The sequence below is a fragment of the Cytobacillus oceanisediminis genome (assembly GCF_003182355.1).
GTDB lineage: Bacteria > Bacillota > Bacilli > Bacillales > Cytobacillaceae > Cytobacillus > Cytobacillus oceanisediminis_A.
On sequence record NZ_QGTW01000003.1, the window covers coordinates 402149 to 416345 of the forward strand.

The window sequence follows — 14197 nt, forward strand, 5'->3', positions numbered from 1 at the left end:
GCTGGGTCTTTTGATTTTTCCCTGCTTTCTCAAATAGCCTGTAAACACCCAAAAAGGATGCCCCAGTACGGGACACCCTTTATGTTTTTATTGCTTTTGATAGCGAAGCACAGGCTTACGGGCAGCCATTGTTTCGTCAAGGCGTCCGATAACCGTCGTATGAGGCGCTTCCTGAACGATTTCAGGGTTTTCCTCTGCTTCTTTGGCAATTTGGATCATGGCATCAACAAATGAATCCAAGGTTTCTTTTGATTCTGTTTCTGTCGGTTCGATCATGATGCACTCTTCCACATTAAGCGGGAAGTAAATGGTCGGCGGATGGTAGCCAAAGTCTAGAAGACGCTTGGCTATATCCAGGGTACGGACTCCCAGCTTTTTCTGGCGCTTTCCGCTCAATACAAATTCGTGTTTGCAATGCCTGTCAAATGGAAGGTCAAAGAACGGTGCCAGCCTCCTCATCATATAGTTTGCATTTAGTACAGCATATTCAGTTACAGCCTTCAATCCATCAGGTCCCATTGTGCGGATATAAGTATAAGCACGCACATTGATTCCGAAGTTTCCGTAATAAGGCTTCACACGGCCTATTGATTGCGGACGGTCATATTCAAATTCATACTGGCCTGCTTTCTTAACCAATACAGGCTTAGGAAGGTATGGAATGAGATCTGCTTTTACGCCGACAGGACCTGATCCCGGTCCGCCGCCGCCGTGCGGACCTGTAAAGGTTTTATGGAGATTAAGGTGAACAACATCAAATCCCATATCTCCCGGGCGGGCTTTGGAAAGAACAGCATTCAGATTAGCTCCATCATAATAAAGCTTTCCGCCTGCACCATGCACAATCTCCGCCATTTCCAGGATATTTTCTTCGAACAGCCCCAAAGTGTTAGGGTTGGTCAGCATTAGGGCAGCAGTATCTTCGCCAACCACTCTTCTTAAGTCCTCTAAATCCACCAATCCATTTTCGTTGGATTTAACAGTTACTGTTTCAAATCCCGCGACTGTTGCAGAAGCCGGGTTTGTACCGTGGGCAGAGTCAGGAACGATGACTTTCGTACGCTTTGTATCGCCATTCGCTTCATGGTAAGCACGGATCATCATTAGTCCAGTCCATTCTCCGTGTGCACCTGCAGCCGGCTGAAGCGTTACTTCATCCATTCCCGTAATCTCAATTAAATGCTCCTGCAAATCATACATTAGTTCCAATGCACCTTGAACAGAGCTTTCGTCCTGCAGAGGATGCAAATGGGCAAAACCATTAAAGCGGGCAACATTTTCATTGATTTTAGGGTTGTACTTCATCGTACATGATCCCAATGGATAAAACCCAGAATCCACTCCATGGTTACGTTTGGAGAGAGCAGTATAATGTCGCATAATATCAAGCTCGGATACTTCCGGCAGCTCAGGCTCTTCTTCTCTTAGATAGCCTTCAGGGAGAAGTTCGCTTAAATCTGTTTCTGGAACGTCCATTTCAGGCAGGCTAAAACCGATACGGCCTTCAGTGCTTAATTCAAAGATGAGTGACTGATCTTCCTTATGCATGGTAATCCCCCATTTCCTTAACAAATGCATCGATTTCTTGTTTTGTTCTTAATTCAGTTACAGCAACAAGCATATGGTTTTTCAGGTCAGCAAAATCTCTGCCCAAGTCATATCCGCCAATAATGCCTTTTTCCAGAAGCTTTTGGTTTACTTCTTTGACTGGCGTATTCAGCTTAATGACAAACTCGTTAAACGAAGGACCTTCAAATGCAATTTCAAAACCATTTTCCTTAAACTGCTTTTTAGCATAATGGGCTTTTTGCATATTGGCTGCAGCCATTTCCTTAACGCCCTTCTTACCGATAGCGGTCATGGCAACCGATGCTGCAAGAGCATTTAATGCCTGATTAGAACAAATATTGGACGTTGCTTTATCGCGGCGGATATGCTGTTCACGAGCCTGAAGTGTTAGAACAAAGCCTCTGCGCCCCTGATCATCAACAGTTTGGCCGACAAGACGTCCTGGCACTTTTCTCATCAGCTTTGATGTAACAGCAAAATATCCGCAGTGCGGGCCTCCGAAAGCTGTTGGAATTCCAAACGGCTGTGCGTCCCCAGCCACGATATCTGCTCCGAATTTTCCAGGAGGCGTTAATGCACCTAGTGAAAGCGGGTTGCTTGAAACAACAAACATGGATTTATGGGCATGGATAATTTCTTCTAGCTCTTTTAAAGGCTCCACTCTTCCGAAAAAGTTTGGATATTGAACGATTACTGCTGCGATATCATCGCCAATCATCTCATTTAACGCATCAAGATCTGTCACACCATCTTTTTGAGGAATTTCAATTACCTCAATATATTGGCCCTTCGCATAAGTCTTGACTACTTCCTTTGACTCAGGATGTACGCTGCTTGAGATCAGTACTTTTTTGCGTCGTGTATTGCCTGCACTTAGCATTGCAGCTTCAGCAAGAGCAGTTCCGCCATCATACATGGAGGAGTTAGCAACATCCATACCAGTCAATTCGCAGATCATTGTCTGGAATTCAAAAATTGCCTGAAGCTCCCCTTGGGAGATTTCCGGCTGGTAAGGAGTGTACGCAGTATAAAACTCTGAACGCGATAACACATGGTCAACGATAACCGGCATGTAATGATCGTATACACCTGCTCCAAGGAAAGAGGTATTTGTACGGAGATCGGCATTTTTCTGTGCCATTAAAGTGAGCTCTTTCATTAGTGCTGTCTCAGATTTCGCAGGTTTAATTTTATATTCACCTTTAAATCTTACGCTTTCAGGAATGTCACTGAAGAGATCTTCCACAGATTTAACGCCAATCGTTTCGAGCATTGCTTTCTGGTCAGACTCTGTCATCGGTAAATAGCGATGTTTCATCGTTTTCTCCCCCCGGTTAGTTCTTTTCTCTTTTATAAAAAGGTGTAGATGCAATTTTTGCTTTTAATCGTTTGCCGCGAATTTCTACTTCTACTTCTGTGCCAAGCTCAGTATGTTCTTTTTTAATAAGTGCAAGGCCAATATTCTTTTTTAAGGTTGGAGATTGGGTACCTGTTGTCACTTCCCCGATAAGCTCATCTCCTTTATAAACAGGGTAGCCATGGCGCGGGATTCCGCGGTCAATCATTTCAATCCCCGCGAGCTTTCGAGTAACCCCATTTTCCTTTTGCTGCTTAAGCACTTCCTTGCCGATAAAATCAGCTTCTTTATTCACTTTTACAGCAAACCCAATTCCTGCTTCAAGCGGTGTGATATCAGGTGAAAGTTCCTGGCCATAAAGAGCAAGGTTAGCTTCAAAGCGAAGTGTATCCCGTGCACCAAGGCCGCATGGAAGCACGCCATCTTCTTTGCCAGCTTCAAGTATTTCATTCCACAATGCTGCAGCATCCTTAGCATCGCAGTACACTTCAAATCCATCTTCTCCGGTATAGCCAGTTCTTGAAACAAGGGCTTTCTTTCCATTCAGCTCAACATCCTGCTGAAATTTGAAAAAGCCGATTTCCGCCAAGCTTGTATTTCCTGCAAGCTTTTGCAGCACCTTTTCAGCAAGCGGTCCTTGAAGGGCAAGCTGCGCCATGTCTTCAGAAAGATTTTTCAATTCCACACTGCCTTCAATATGATCTTGCAGCCATTGGTAATCCTTTTCAATATTTGATGCATTCACGACTAGCAAATAGTGATCTTCTTCTATTTTATAGACAAGTAAATCATCAACAGTTCCGCCATTTTCATAACACATGGCGGTATATTGAGCACCAGCATTTTTTAATTTTGAAACATCATTTGTCATCATTTTTTGAAGATAGGCAAGGCTGTCAATTCCTTTCACTTCGATCTCACCCATATGGGAAACATCGAAAAGGCCTGCCTTGTTACGAACTGCTTCATGTTCTTCTTTAATGCTTGAAAACTGTACAGGAAGGTCCCAGCCTCCAAAATCGATGGTTTTTGCTCCATAATCTTTGTACACCTCATACAAAGGTGTGCGCTTTAACTGTGACATTTACTCGTCCCCCTCATAATCTTTTTTAAAACGTTTTAGGAAACATAAAAAGGACAGAAAATCCCCTCGTTAATGAGAAGATCTCTGTCCTTGCACCTGAAAGTTTACCGAAATCGGCTTTCCCCTTGGGTGGCTCCTTATAGAAGCACTCTCCAGAGCTGCGTCAAACAAGAGTTCTTTTGCCTGAGAGATTCACAGGATTGCTTGCTCCTTCGGCGCTACAAATGTAGTCTCTCCCCTTGTTATCATTCGCATTTATAAAATTTTCCAAGTTGGTCATACTTATACCAAACAGAAAAAAAATGACTCCATTGTTTCGGTAAACTAAATTTAATGTATTAACTTTCAAAACTTTCAAAGCTATTATCATCCTACCACCTTAACCAGGTTTGGGCAATATGTTTTATATAGATTAAAGGAGCTGTTTTTATGACGGTGCAAATTGGCTTTGATTCTTCCTGGCAGGATGAATTTTTAAAGAGAATAGAAGATGATGGTCCATGGGGAAATTGGGAGCTCTATAAGTTGGCTCTAGAAGTCGAAAACCATACGATAATACCTGAATTTGAAGGCCTGCAGGCTCCAAAGCACCTGCCTAATCTGACACCGCTCCCCCATCAGCTTGAAGTAGCAAAGCAGGTTGTTGAGAGCATGAACGGAAAAGCCATCCTTGCTGATGAGGTTGGCCTTGGCAAGACAATTGAGGCTGGTCTTATTTTAAAAGAATATATGATAAGAGGTTTGGTAAAAAAAGTTCTGATACTCGTTCCAGCTTCCCTTGTATCACAATGGGCAATCGAACTAAACAGCAAATTTTTCATTCCTGCCGTTGCCCAGCGGAAAAGCTATGTATGGGAGCAATGCGATGTTGTCGTTTCTTCCATAGACACCGCCAAGCGGAATCCGCACCGGGACATTATTTACAGCCTGGACTATGATTTGATCATTATTGATGAAGCTCACAAGCTTAAAAATAATAAAACAAAAAACTATGAGTTTGTGCAAAATTTAAAGAAGAAATTTTGCCTTCTGTTAACCGCAACCCCGATCCAAAACCGGATCAGCGAGATATTCAACTTGGTTTCCCTGCTTAAACCAGGGCATCTTGGCACTGAGTCTGCCTTTTATGAGAGCTATAAAAAAGATTCACGTTCATTAAATGATGATGAACATTTAAAAGAACTGGTAAATAAAGTTATGATTCGAAACCGCAGGGCGGACACAGGGATAGAATGGACCAAAAGACATGTCGAAACCATTCCGATCGAATTTTCCCAGGAAGAGAGAGGGCTATATGAGGCTGTTACGGAATTGCGGGGAGAAGGCGATTGGGTGAGTTCGAGCCAGTTTTCGGTAATGACTCTACAAAGGGAAGCCTGCAGCAGCAGGGAGGCAGTTTATTTCACCTTGCAAAACATGCTCAAAAGACAGGAAGAACCTACTAAAGCTTTTCAGGATCAAGTTCAATACCTTGTGTCCAAGGTTGAGGCTGTACAGCAAAATTCCAAAGCTCAAAAAGCACTAGAATTAATTCAAAAAATTAATGATAAGGTAATTATTTTCACAGAATACCGTGCAACCCAAATGTATCTGCAATGGTTTTTAAAACAATATGGCATTACATCTGTCCCTTTTAGGGGCGGATTCAAACGGGGCAAAAAGGATTGGATGAGAGAGCTTTTTCAAAAAAATGCACAGGTCCTTATTGCCACAGAAGCAGGAGGAGAAGGAATAAACCTTCAATTTTGCAATCACATTATTAATTTCGACCTTCCCTGGAATCCGATGAGGCTGGAACAGAGGATTGGCCGTATCCATCGTCTTGGCCAGGAGAAGGATGTAATGATTTATAACTTTGCCACTAAGGATACAGTTGAAGAGCATGTTCTAAAACTGTTATACGAGAAAATCAATCTGTTTGAAAAGGTCATTGGGGATTTGGATGATATTTTAACAAAGCTTGAATTTGGAAATATTGATGATCACCTTGTCGACATTTTTGGTAAGTCAGCTTCAGAGGGTGAAATGAGAATCAAAATGGAGAATTTAACTAGCATGATTCAATTTGCAGAGGATATGAAAGAAGGTGGACTGAATGCAGCAACAGGAAATACATAAGTTTCTTGAAAGGTATTTTCACGCAAATGGTTGTGAGGTCGTCGATAAAGGCCCCGGTTATATGACTGTCCAACTTACTATCGAACTGGATAAGGAACTCATGAACCGCCCATTTTATTGGCATTATCTTGAGAAAACAGGCGGAATCCCCAATCCTATGCAGCTGACTCTAATTACAAACCAACAGCTGGCTCCCGATCAGTTGAAGGGAGAGGTCATTCATTTTGGATCCCCCCGTCTGCATCAGATATTTGAGTCAGCACGAAACCTTGCAGGCTATATCAGGCTTTATGAAAATCATCATCATTCTCCTGGCCAGCAAACTCCATTAAGGCCCTGGCTGGGTATGAACGTCCGCATCTCCTATCAATGCGACCGAAAAAGAGATGTTTTCAAATCGATTGGCCTCCAATTAATAAATGGACACATGATAGAAAACTTCCATGACAAGCTGCTTGAAATGAATTTAACGCCCAAGATCCCTGATTACTCATTCACTCTCTCTCCCCTCATTATGCCAAAGAGCGGAATATCGAGGGTAGCGAATTTTTTAAAAATGGGGATTGAGCAAGAAGAACATAACTGGGCTGATGAAGCCCGTATGCGCTGGCAAAAGGACCTGGATCTGCTGGAGCATTTTTATGAGGATGCAGAGGAAAAAGGCGAAAGCTACGAAACGGAAAAGACTGCACTAAAAGAACAGTATGAGCCAAAAATTAATATTTCCATAATTAACGGAGGGCTCTTTTACCTGACAGACAGCGCGGTCTGAAGCAAATCACTAATAAACAAAAAACCGGCAATTGCTGCCGGTTTCCTGTTTTGCTGCTATTTATGTTTTTTCTTCTTTATGCCAAAGTAGAAAATATAAGGAAGCACGCCAAACCACCTGAATAAAAAGGGTTCTTTCGTATCCTTTTTCTCCATTCGGTACTTTTTTCGTTCATCCTTGGGCTGGTCAATATATTTAACTACTGTCTGTGTGATATATTTTACGTACTCGTTTGATTTCAATTAGACACACCTGCCTTTTCAGATCGCTCATTGTTCAACCAACTAACAGTGATGGAGGACGCCCATTCACATATAGACGTTTCACATTATCGACATTAACAAGTATGTCCAGGAAGGACTATTCTAAACGGTTTATAATTTCTTTAATGATATCATGAGTTTCTCTATTGGTTGTATCGATAATCACATTAGCTGCATCTTTATATAAAGGCATTCTTTCTTCATAAAGCTCACGGATTAGCTTCATTTTATAACCTTTAAGCAGCGGTCTGGATTGGTCATTTTCAAGCCGCTTGAATATTTCCTCTGGTGTTGCATAAAGAAAAAAAACATTCCCTTTATGTCTTAAAGCTTCCCTGTTTTCAGGCTTCACTACTATTCCGCCGCCTGTTGTGATAACAGCTTCCCGATCATTCAGCTCTTGCAGCGTTTTAGTTTCCAGAAATCTGAAATATTCTTCACCTTCTTCAGCAAAAATATCATTTATGCTTTTTTTCTCCCGTTTAACAATCTCTTCATCAGTATCAATTACTGCTACATTTACACAAGCCGCTAGTTCTTTACCTATGGTGGTCTTTCCTGCACCCATGAATCCGATCAAGTAAATTGATTTCATGCTTTTTCCCCAATCAGTTTTTTTCAATCCATTTTATCACTTTTTCCAAATCGATGTCATAATAAGCGTATGTTGTGATCTCAGAATCGGAGCCAATCTTTGTTTTGAATGTAATTTGATACAAGCTTGCGGCTAGAGGGGACATACTATATGTAACGTTTCCGCCTGCAAAATAATAAGATCCTGATAAATCATATTCTTTTTTCTCCTTCAGCAAGATTTCTGTTCTTTTAATGGAATTTAATAAATAATATTCCTGCTTCAAGACTGTACCTGCTTCTTCGGTGATCCTTTTTTCCGATATATACTGCTCCAATTGGAGCGTTAGCAAAAGAAAAGCAGCAAGAATAATTGTGAATGTAAGAGGATAAACAAATCCCTTCTCGTTATGGTACATCCGAAACCTCCGAATCTGTATAGTAATAAAGGGAAGCGGTGTATTCCTGCTTAAAAGTATCTTTCACTATCATTTCCAAGCCTCCGTTTATACTAGTAAAGGAGACAGAATCAACTTCCTGGAGAACAATTTCATGACCCTTCAAGTCCACTCGCCTTCGCAAATTGGAACCGTATTTCTCATAGACTACGCTTTGCTCTGCTATCGCTAATGCTATTCTTTCATTTGAGACATCTGCATAGTCTGCAAGCCTTACTTCTTTTTTCATCTGATTGATAAATACCAGCCATTCAAGCCGCTGAGTCCTCGCTTCAAATTTCCAGTCGTGAAAGAGAAAGTTAAAGCTAAGCGGCAAAAAAGAAACAAGCATCAAGAATATTGAAAAAGCAAAAAGCATCTCAAGCATGGTAAAGCCTTTGCTATTTATAAATCTCACACTTCTCATTTGCTTTTTGGAATATGTCTTCATACTTAATACAAACCTCCGTCAATTCTGAGCTTTCCTTCAGGAATATTTCATATACAGTTTGGTTTTTCTTAACAGTTTCACCGGAAGAAAAGTGCCCTTCAACCACTGTTTTTTGCAGGCTTTCATAAAGCAGTTGTGTACTTTCAAATTCCTGTTCTATTTCAACAGAGTGCTCAATTGCCCTTATTATAAGAGGGAAAAATACGCCCGCCACAATCAGCCAGGCTGTTAAGGAGAGAAGCAGCTCAGCCATGAAGAAGCCATCATTCTTTCGCCACATAAAACCTCCCTCTCCCTATTAAAAATGTAATCAAGTACCTTTCCTCGCCCGCCCTGATATAGAAACTGCCAAATTTATTCGTATTCCCGCTTGGTCCATACTGAAAATACAAAGGCATGGTCCCCTTCCTTACCTCAAACTGAGGAGAATATTCACGGCTAATAATAGTTTCAGAACCTAACTTCACCTGTGCGGTGTACTTATGCTTGTCCGGTAAAAACTGGATGACCACATCTGTTTGATGGGTTAATGCATATTGCTGGGCATACAGCAAATCAGATTTTAATTGGGAAAAAAACATCTGTTTTTCAAAGTAGAAGAAATGCTGTTTGACCAAAACAGCCGTAATTGAGGCAATGATGAGGAATATGCTGAGGACGAAGAGGGATTCAATTAGGGTAAATCCTTGATTATTTCTAATCATGGCGTTGAAGGATCTGATGTAATCTCTCTTGTTGAAGCAGGAGTTGTTCGTTCAACTTTTCCTTCTGCAGTTATTTGAATGGCATCTCCATTTGGGCATGAAGTTTCCTCTAAGTATCCTGCTATTTTTAAAGCAGAAATATCTGCAGGGAGTTTCTTCTCTTCTATTTCGTACGCCTGAACCTGAGCTTGAACCATTTGTATAAATGCTTCACATCCTTTGCTGTTAATTTTTGAATTATGTTTAGTCACATTCGGTATTGTGATGATTAACAGCACTGAAATAACCAGCAAAACAATCATCATTTCAATCAGTGTAAATCCCCTGGCGTTTTTGATTTTCTGTAATTTCATTAAAATCCCTCCAATAAATGAAACATTGGCAGCAAGACAGCCAGGTACATGGATACAATTAAAAAGCCAATAAACATGTACAAAAGCGGTTGAATTATTTTGAGCAGCTTTTCTGTTTTTGCCTCAAGCAGGCTTAAACAGTGTTTGCTGAAAAAGATTAGTTCCTGATCCAGCCTGCCATTTTTCTGTCCATGCCTGATTATGTTTGTTAATTCCTTTTCAAAAAAAGGGAAACTTATTAAAATATCCTCCAGCTTTTCCCCCTTTCTCAAATCCATTTTCATTGCTTCTCCTATTCCCTTGTAAAAAGGCTGCTTATCATTTTGCTCAAATAAACTTAGAGCCTCATAGACAGAAAGGCCACCCGCTAATAGATAGCTAAGCTGCACGGCAAAAAAGTGAGTATAGTACAGACGGAGAAAAGGGCCTGCTACAGGAATCCTTACAATTTTCCGCTTCTGATCAAGGGGAGAATACTTTCGAAATCTGAAAAAGTAGTAAACCAGGAGAACCATAATGCTGAAAAGGCTTAGTATCATTAAGCCAGGGAGAAAGTCGCCTAAAAGGTAGACAACTTTAGTGAAGAAATTAGGCTGCAGTTTCATGGAAACAAACAATGAAGAAAAACGGGGCAATAATATATTGTCTACGAATGCAAAGAGAAATGAGGTTATTAATATTAAGAAAAGAGGATATGCAAGTAGTTTCTTTAATTTCTCAATGTCCTTCCCCCTTTTTAGAATCATTTCGCTGCCTTCCAGAAACGCAGCGGCCAGTCCTCCATGCTGCTCTGCAAAAAACACGTATCCAATCAAGCTTTTATTAAAGTTCATATTGGAAAGGATCTGATAAAAGGGGTATCCTTCTTTCAGCTCAGAGAGGCAATGGCTTATCTCCTGCTTTCTTTTGCTCGGAAGCTGGTGTATAAGTGATTCTAAAGCTTCGGATAATGGATATCCCCTTGAGAGTAGATCGCCTGTATTTTTTAGAAAATATCCTTGTTCCTGAATGGTCCATTTATGTTGCTTCATTATCATGCACCCACCTGCTGTATTCCGATTCCTTAATATAACCAAGGGCAATCCCCTTTGTTATTACCTCCTTTAGCGTTCGGTATTTAACCTCATTTGCCTCTCCTCTGGCCTCTTTTATGGAAGCATTAAGTGCTCTTCCAGCAAGAAGTTCAAATACACTTGCCCTTTTCCACCTGCTATACCCATAACAATAAGAAGAACATTCCTCCTCACAATATGGGCAAGTAAGTTCTACAAGCCGCTGCGCTGTTACTGCCACAAGAGTCTGTTCAATTTCAAGCATATTTACACCAAACTCGGTGTAATCGTTCCCAAACCATGAGATATAAATCCTTTCAAACCCTTGATACAACTACCCCAAAATTCACTGGCTGTAAGACATAAGTTCTAATAACTGAGATAGCAAAAAAAATGGTCACAAACAGTGAGACTGGACGTTTTCGCCCTAAATCAATGTTCATGAACGATGATAAAAAATTCTTAAATTATTCGTTTTCAATCAATTTTATTCCTCTGTTATCTTACCTCATAGCACTTTCACATTCATGTATATAAATTTGAGCCGAAAAATTCCATGTTTGAGATTTACCATTTTATTGATTAGCACTAATAACCTATAATATTAGATATTAAATCTAATCGAGGTGTAACATCATGGCAAATACCAGGAAAGAATATCTATTTAAAGTATATGTAGGAACAAATCGAGAAAGTTATTTTTTTTACCTTATTGAGAATCATCTTTGGGAGAATGATATTCCATTGTCTTTGTTTGAAGATGCGATTGTCGAAGCAAATAGATTCATTGATTTCTATTATATCGATAATAAAGTTATTCCTTACAGATTAAAAAATGCAAACCGTCATTGTACAGCAGAAAATAAAGCCTCCATCAGGAAATTTGATATAAAAGATGCACCAATATTAAAGAAAGATCTTCTAATTAAAACAGGCGCATTTACATTAGAATATTTAATCTAAATCTTTATTAAGCAATTTATCAACAATTTCGAGTAACATGGCATACCTTTCAAAAAAGCATATGTAGTGATAAAATAATGATCCATACTGTATATATGAAGCATCCCCCTTCCTCTTATAGGCTATCTTCATTAATTTATTATCAACAGCAATCGATATTGTAACCGTATCGGTCACGATCTTCAAACAGTATGAATCTCCAACCTTCTGAAATCCTTCAGACAACAACAGACTTTCTATGCTGTAATGACCTGCATTGGATAAACTTTTAATTAGACTCATTTCATCACCTCTTCAATGGGTTTCATTACGTACGGGTTATTACCTTCTTTCCTTTTCCAAAATGAATAATAAAAAAAGAAAAATAACCCTTTGTCTAATGATGGGGGGAGATTTATGATGAATACAAACAAATACATCCGCATTTATGAAGAAGAAAATAACAGATGCATCTCAAAATTGCTAAAAGAAATAGAAATGTTCCATAACATTTATAACCACGAAACAACATTGAATATGATTAGGCTGTTTCGGGTGATAAAAGAAAGCTCTTCACAGACCAAATCCTTTCTGGCTGATTATGTATCCCTTGAAGATGCCCGCTTAGCGAACATCATAAGAGAAGCTGTAACCCTTTAGTTCCGTAACATTTTTTCAAAAAATTATGAAATGCTCATAAAATAATTGATATAATGACAATATACAAAGAATGGAAAGTAGGTTATAGATCTTGGGGGAAATGGTAAATAAAAAAGCACTAGAAAACTTAGAAGCGGCATCTGACAAGTTTGATCCATACATAAAATCCATCAGAGAGTCTATACCAAAAGTCGCTGATGATGATATCCATTTTGATCATGATTTGAATAAGAAAAAATGGAAGAAGGCTTACGGCATTGGTAAGGAAGTATTCAGCTGGAGAGCACTTATTATTTTACCTGTAACGGGTTTTATTGGGTGGTGTTTCTTTTACGATATTACGCTTGGATTCATCACCTTATCGATGGTGCTCACAGTTTTGGTGCTGTTTTTAACAAATTATGCATTAAAAATAAAAACACTTTTTGATATGACTGATGAAAGTAAGAAAGATTTTTTTCATTTCCGTGCCTATGCTAATCACCGACGGGAATATGAAGTGTTTTCTCCCTATTTAATTAACGGAAATGGTTTTCGGTTCAAACAAGCGTTTGAGCTACTTAAAGAATGGGACAAGGATATTGAAAAGAAAGACGAAATGATTTTAAAATTAGAAAAAGATCTTAAAAAGATGGCGAATGACTCTGTAAAATTACCTGCTGAAGCAGAACAAGAAATAGAGTTTGTAAACTCCTTGTCTGAAAAGTTATTGGACAAGATTCGACGAAAAACAGAAGGCACATTGTCCATTAGTGCGATGGAGCTAGCAGGAAAATATGCAATTTATCGATTAGAAGAAGATCAGCTCATCTTAGAGCACCCTTCCGCAGGAAGTAAGAACATTCCTAAAACAGTGGATTTAAATGATAAAGGATTGAGAAGCCGTTCTTTCATCAAGATTTTAGAGTCAAGCTATGATTGGGAAACGGACAGCAATTCAACTATTTCGTTTGTGGTGGAATTGAATGGAATCAATTATGTCTATACTGTGGTTGTGAATGAACGGAATAAACATGCATTGAATCCTCAAACATCTTCAGGTAAAATGAATATAGATAGACTTGCGGATGTAGTTTCAACAGCCTTTATATTGTACGGGTATAACACAAGTAAAAAGAAAAGGGGCTGATTCGTATGGGTCGTGTAGTAGTTAAGGTCAGCGGACGCAAAAAACGGACTGAAAATAGCGGAAAAACTATCAGTACTTTTGAAAAAATCCGCCGCGATAGACAGGAAGAAAATCGAAAATTATTAGAACAATACAACAAAGAAATCAAAAAAGTCGTAAACACTCGATAAATATAACAGATAAAAAGACGAAGGACTACGTTCTCCCTTCGTCTTTTTTCATGTACTTATTTTCCATGTATTCCAAATGCTCTTTTAAGTCGTCCAAGTCCTTAAATAGATTAGCAAATCCCTCATTAAGCTTCGTTATTTCTTGTTGTACATATGAAGGTTCGCCATAATTGCCTCTTTTTTTTCTTAAGTGTAATGGGTAGACTCTCACCTTAAACTCCCCTTCTACGTATCCATTTGTATTATGTTTACCCTCCTCTCTAACATAATATGTTACTTTTTGAAAATATCCTTTGCTTTTGATTCATCATGTCCATTAAAAAATGTCTACCAGAAAATAAAGGACATAATAGCTTAGAGGCAAATGATTCAAAGCTGCTTTTCAATTCCTTCTTCCTTTAAACTTTCCCCTCCTTTTATTATTGAAATAATTCTAATCTCCTTTCTCAAGAGGTTTCACTATTTATTCTGGGAAAAACAAAGGATTTAACCCACTTCCAGTTACCCTGTACATCCATTGTCACCTCTCCCGTTTTTAGGATATTAAAAAACACGGTTGGAGC

20 protein-coding genes and 1 riboswitch are annotated in these 14197 nt (G+C 39.3%); of the genes, 6 read left to right on the plus strand and 14 right to left on the minus strand.

Annotated features, from left to right (window positions below; all coding sequences use genetic code 11):
• Positions 1-87 precede the first annotated feature (87 nt).
• Genes gcvPB through gcvT form a run of 3 tightly spaced genes read right to left on the minus strand, consistent with a single transcriptional unit; the run spans position 88 to position 4010 of the window.
• Positions 88-1548, minus strand: coding sequence for an aminomethyl-transferring glycine dehydrogenase subunit GcvPB (gene gcvPB / locus DFO73_RS08735; RefSeq protein WP_110064392.1), 1461 nt, complete (start codon positions 1546-1548; stop codon positions 88-90).
• Positions 1541-2887, minus strand: a complete 1347-nt coding sequence (gcvPA, locus tag DFO73_RS08740; protein WP_110064393.1) for an aminomethyl-transferring glycine dehydrogenase subunit GcvPA — start codon at positions 2885-2887, stop codon at positions 1541-1543. Before gcvPA ends, gcvPB begins: the two co-directional genes overlap by 8 nt.
• Positions 2888-2903: 16 nt before the next feature.
• A complete protein-coding gene (gcvT, locus tag DFO73_RS08745; protein ID WP_110064394.1) occupies positions 2904-4010 on the minus strand; it encodes a glycine cleavage system aminomethyltransferase GcvT in 1107 nt (368 codons plus the stop codon).
• A gap of 161 nt (positions 4011-4171) precedes the next feature.
• A riboswitch (glycine riboswitch) is annotated at positions 4172-4259 on the minus strand.
• 180 nt (positions 4260-4439) lie between these two features.
• On the opposite strand from gcvT, the gene DFO73_RS08750 reads away from it, so the two are divergent.
• Positions 4440-6128, plus strand: a complete 1689-nt coding sequence (locus DFO73_RS08750) for a DEAD/DEAH box helicase (RefSeq protein ID WP_110064395.1) — start codon at positions 4440-4442, stop codon at positions 6126-6128.
• Entirely contained in the window at positions 6106-6900 is a 795-nt protein-coding gene (locus DFO73_RS08755) for a YqhG family protein (RefSeq protein ID WP_110064396.1), read from the plus strand. Before DFO73_RS08750 ends, DFO73_RS08755 begins: the two co-directional genes overlap by 23 nt.
• A 56-nt stretch (positions 6901-6956) precedes the next feature.
• On the opposite strand, the gene DFO73_RS08760 is transcribed toward DFO73_RS08755, so the two are convergent.
• From DFO73_RS08760 to DFO73_RS08800, 9 genes are all read right to left on the minus strand, one after another.
• Positions 6957-7142 (minus strand): YqzE family protein, encoded by a 186-nt coding sequence (locus DFO73_RS08760; protein WP_110064397.1) that lies wholly within the window; start codon positions 7140-7142, stop codon positions 6957-6959.
• 118 nt (positions 7143-7260) lie between these two features.
• Entirely contained in the window at positions 7261-7758 is a 498-nt protein-coding gene (locus tag DFO73_RS08765; protein ID WP_110064444.1) for a shikimate kinase, read from the minus strand.
• 13 nt (positions 7759-7771) lie between these two features.
• Positions 7772-8155: a competence type IV pilus minor pilin ComGG gene (gene comGG / locus DFO73_RS08770; protein WP_110064398.1), complete on the minus strand. Its 384-nt coding sequence runs from the start codon at positions 8153-8155 to the stop codon at positions 7772-7774.
• The gene (gene comGF, locus DFO73_RS08775) at positions 8145-8624 is read right to left on the minus strand and encodes a competence type IV pilus minor pilin ComGF (RefSeq protein WP_258309340.1); all 480 of its coding nucleotides are present in this window, start codon (positions 8622-8624) and stop codon (positions 8145-8147) included. The genes comGG and comGF overlap by 11 nt, the downstream gene beginning before the upstream one ends.
• A complete protein-coding gene (locus DFO73_RS08780) occupies positions 8575-8904 on the minus strand; it encodes a phosphatase (protein WP_110064399.1) in 330 nt (109 codons plus the stop codon). The genes comGF and DFO73_RS08780 overlap by 50 nt, the downstream gene beginning before the upstream one ends.
• Entirely contained in the window at positions 8888-9328 is a 441-nt protein-coding gene (gene comGD, locus DFO73_RS08785; RefSeq protein ID WP_110064400.1) for a competence type IV pilus minor pilin ComGD, read from the minus strand. Before comGD ends, DFO73_RS08780 begins: the two co-directional genes overlap by 17 nt.
• A complete protein-coding gene (gene comGC / locus DFO73_RS08790) occupies positions 9325-9681 on the minus strand; it encodes a competence type IV pilus major pilin ComGC (RefSeq protein ID WP_110064401.1) in 357 nt (118 codons plus the stop codon). Before comGC ends, comGD begins: the two co-directional genes overlap by 4 nt.
• Positions 9681-10712 carry a competence type IV pilus assembly protein ComGB gene (gene comGB / locus DFO73_RS08795; RefSeq protein WP_110064402.1) on the minus strand — a complete coding sequence of 344 codons (1032 nt, stop codon included), beginning with the start codon at positions 10710-10712 and terminating at the stop codon, positions 9681-9683. The genes comGC and comGB overlap by 1 nt, the downstream gene beginning before the upstream one ends.
• Complete coding sequence (locus DFO73_RS08800; RefSeq protein ID WP_258309343.1) at positions 10699-11067, minus strand: ATPase, T2SS/T4P/T4SS family; 369 nt, start codon at positions 11065-11067, stop codon at positions 10699-10701. The genes comGB and DFO73_RS08800 overlap by 14 nt, the downstream gene beginning before the upstream one ends.
• Before the next feature lie 302 nt (positions 11068-11369).
• On the opposite strand from DFO73_RS08800, the gene DFO73_RS08805 reads away from it, so the two are divergent.
• Positions 11370-11696 carry a hypothetical protein gene (locus DFO73_RS08805; protein WP_110064403.1) on the plus strand — a complete coding sequence of 109 codons (327 nt, stop codon included), beginning with the start codon at positions 11370-11372 and terminating at the stop codon, positions 11694-11696.
• Here the strand turns inward: DFO73_RS08805 and DFO73_RS08810 are convergent.
• A complete protein-coding gene (locus tag DFO73_RS08810) occupies positions 11688-11978 on the minus strand; it encodes a hypothetical protein (protein ID WP_110064404.1) in 291 nt (96 codons plus the stop codon). The genes DFO73_RS08805 and DFO73_RS08810 overlap by 9 nt on opposite strands.
• A 114-nt stretch (positions 11979-12092) precedes the next feature.
• On the opposite strand from DFO73_RS08810, the gene DFO73_RS08815 reads away from it, so the two are divergent.
• The 3 genes from DFO73_RS08815 (at position 12093) to DFO73_RS28555 (ending at position 13634) form a co-directional block, all read left to right on the plus strand.
• Positions 12093-12335 carry a hypothetical protein gene (locus DFO73_RS08815; protein WP_110064405.1) on the plus strand — a complete coding sequence of 81 codons (243 nt, stop codon included), beginning with the start codon at positions 12093-12095 and terminating at the stop codon, positions 12333-12335.
• Positions 12336-12435: 100 nt separating this feature from the next.
• The gene (locus tag DFO73_RS08820) at positions 12436-13464 is read left to right on the plus strand and encodes a hypothetical protein (RefSeq protein ID WP_110064406.1); all 1029 of its coding nucleotides are present in this window, start codon (positions 12436-12438) and stop codon (positions 13462-13464) included.
• A 5-nt stretch (positions 13465-13469) separates the two neighbouring features.
• Positions 13470-13634 (plus strand): hypothetical protein, encoded by a 165-nt coding sequence (locus DFO73_RS28555; RefSeq protein ID WP_181395959.1) that lies wholly within the window; start codon positions 13470-13472, stop codon positions 13632-13634.
• Positions 13635-13659: 25 nt separating this feature from the next.
• On the opposite strand, the gene DFO73_RS08825 is transcribed toward DFO73_RS28555, so the two are convergent.
• Positions 13660-13845: a hypothetical protein gene (locus DFO73_RS08825; RefSeq protein ID WP_110064407.1), complete on the minus strand. Its 186-nt coding sequence runs from the start codon at positions 13843-13845 to the stop codon at positions 13660-13662.
• Positions 13846-14197: the final 352 nt, after the last annotated feature.

Bases quoted from the DNA above. Each gene is read 5' to 3' on its own strand.
- gcvPB (WP_110064392.1), bottom strand. From the start codon at position 1,548: ATGCATAAGGAAGATCAGTCACTCATCTTTGAATTAAGCACTGAAGGC.
- gcvPA (WP_110064393.1), bottom strand. From the start codon at position 2,887: ATGAAACATCGCTATTTACCGATGACAGAGTCTGACCAGAAAGCAATG.
- gcvT (WP_110064394.1), bottom strand. From the start codon at position 4,010: ATGTCACAGTTAAAGCGCACACCTTTGTATGAGGTGTACAAAGATTAT.
- DFO73_RS08750 (WP_110064395.1), top strand. From the start codon at position 4,440: ATGACGGTGCAAATTGGCTTTGATTCTTCCTGGCAGGATGAATTTTTA.
- DFO73_RS08755 (WP_110064396.1), top strand. From the start codon at position 6,106: ATGCAGCAACAGGAAATACATAAGTTTCTTGAAAGGTATTTTCACGCA.
- DFO73_RS08765 (WP_110064444.1), bottom strand. From the start codon at position 7,758: ATGAAATCAATTTACTTGATCGGATTCATGGGTGCAGGAAAGACCACC.
- comGG (WP_110064398.1), bottom strand. From the start codon at position 8,155: ATGTACCATAACGAGAAGGGATTTGTTTATCCTCTTACATTCACAATT.
- comGF (WP_258309340.1), bottom strand. From the start codon at position 8,624: ATGAAGACATATTCCAAAAAGCAAATGAGAAGTGTGAGATTTATAAAT.
- DFO73_RS08780 (WP_110064399.1), bottom strand. From the start codon at position 8,904: ATGTGGCGAAAGAATGATGGCTTCTTCATGGCTGAGCTGCTTCTCTCC.
- comGD (WP_110064400.1), bottom strand. From the start codon at position 9,328: ATGATTAGAAATAATCAAGGATTTACCCTAATTGAATCCCTCTTCGTC.
- comGC (WP_110064401.1), bottom strand. From the start codon at position 9,681: ATGAAATTACAGAAAATCAAAAACGCCAGGGGATTTACACTGATTGAA.
- comGB (WP_110064402.1), bottom strand. From the start codon at position 10,712: ATGAAGCAACATAAATGGACCATTCAGGAACAAGGATATTTTCTAAAA.
- DFO73_RS08805 (WP_110064403.1), top strand. From the start codon at position 11,370: ATGGCAAATACCAGGAAAGAATATCTATTTAAAGTATATGTAGGAACA.
- DFO73_RS08810 (WP_110064404.1), bottom strand. From the start codon at position 11,978: ATGAGTCTAATTAAAAGTTTATCCAATGCAGGTCATTACAGCATAGAA.
- DFO73_RS08815 (WP_110064405.1), top strand. From the start codon at position 12,093: ATGATGAATACAAACAAATACATCCGCATTTATGAAGAAGAAAATAAC.
- DFO73_RS08820 (WP_110064406.1), top strand. From the start codon at position 12,436: ATGGTAAATAAAAAAGCACTAGAAAACTTAGAAGCGGCATCTGACAAG.
- DFO73_RS28555 (WP_181395959.1), top strand. From the start codon at position 13,470: ATGGGTCGTGTAGTAGTTAAGGTCAGCGGACGCAAAAAACGGACTGAA.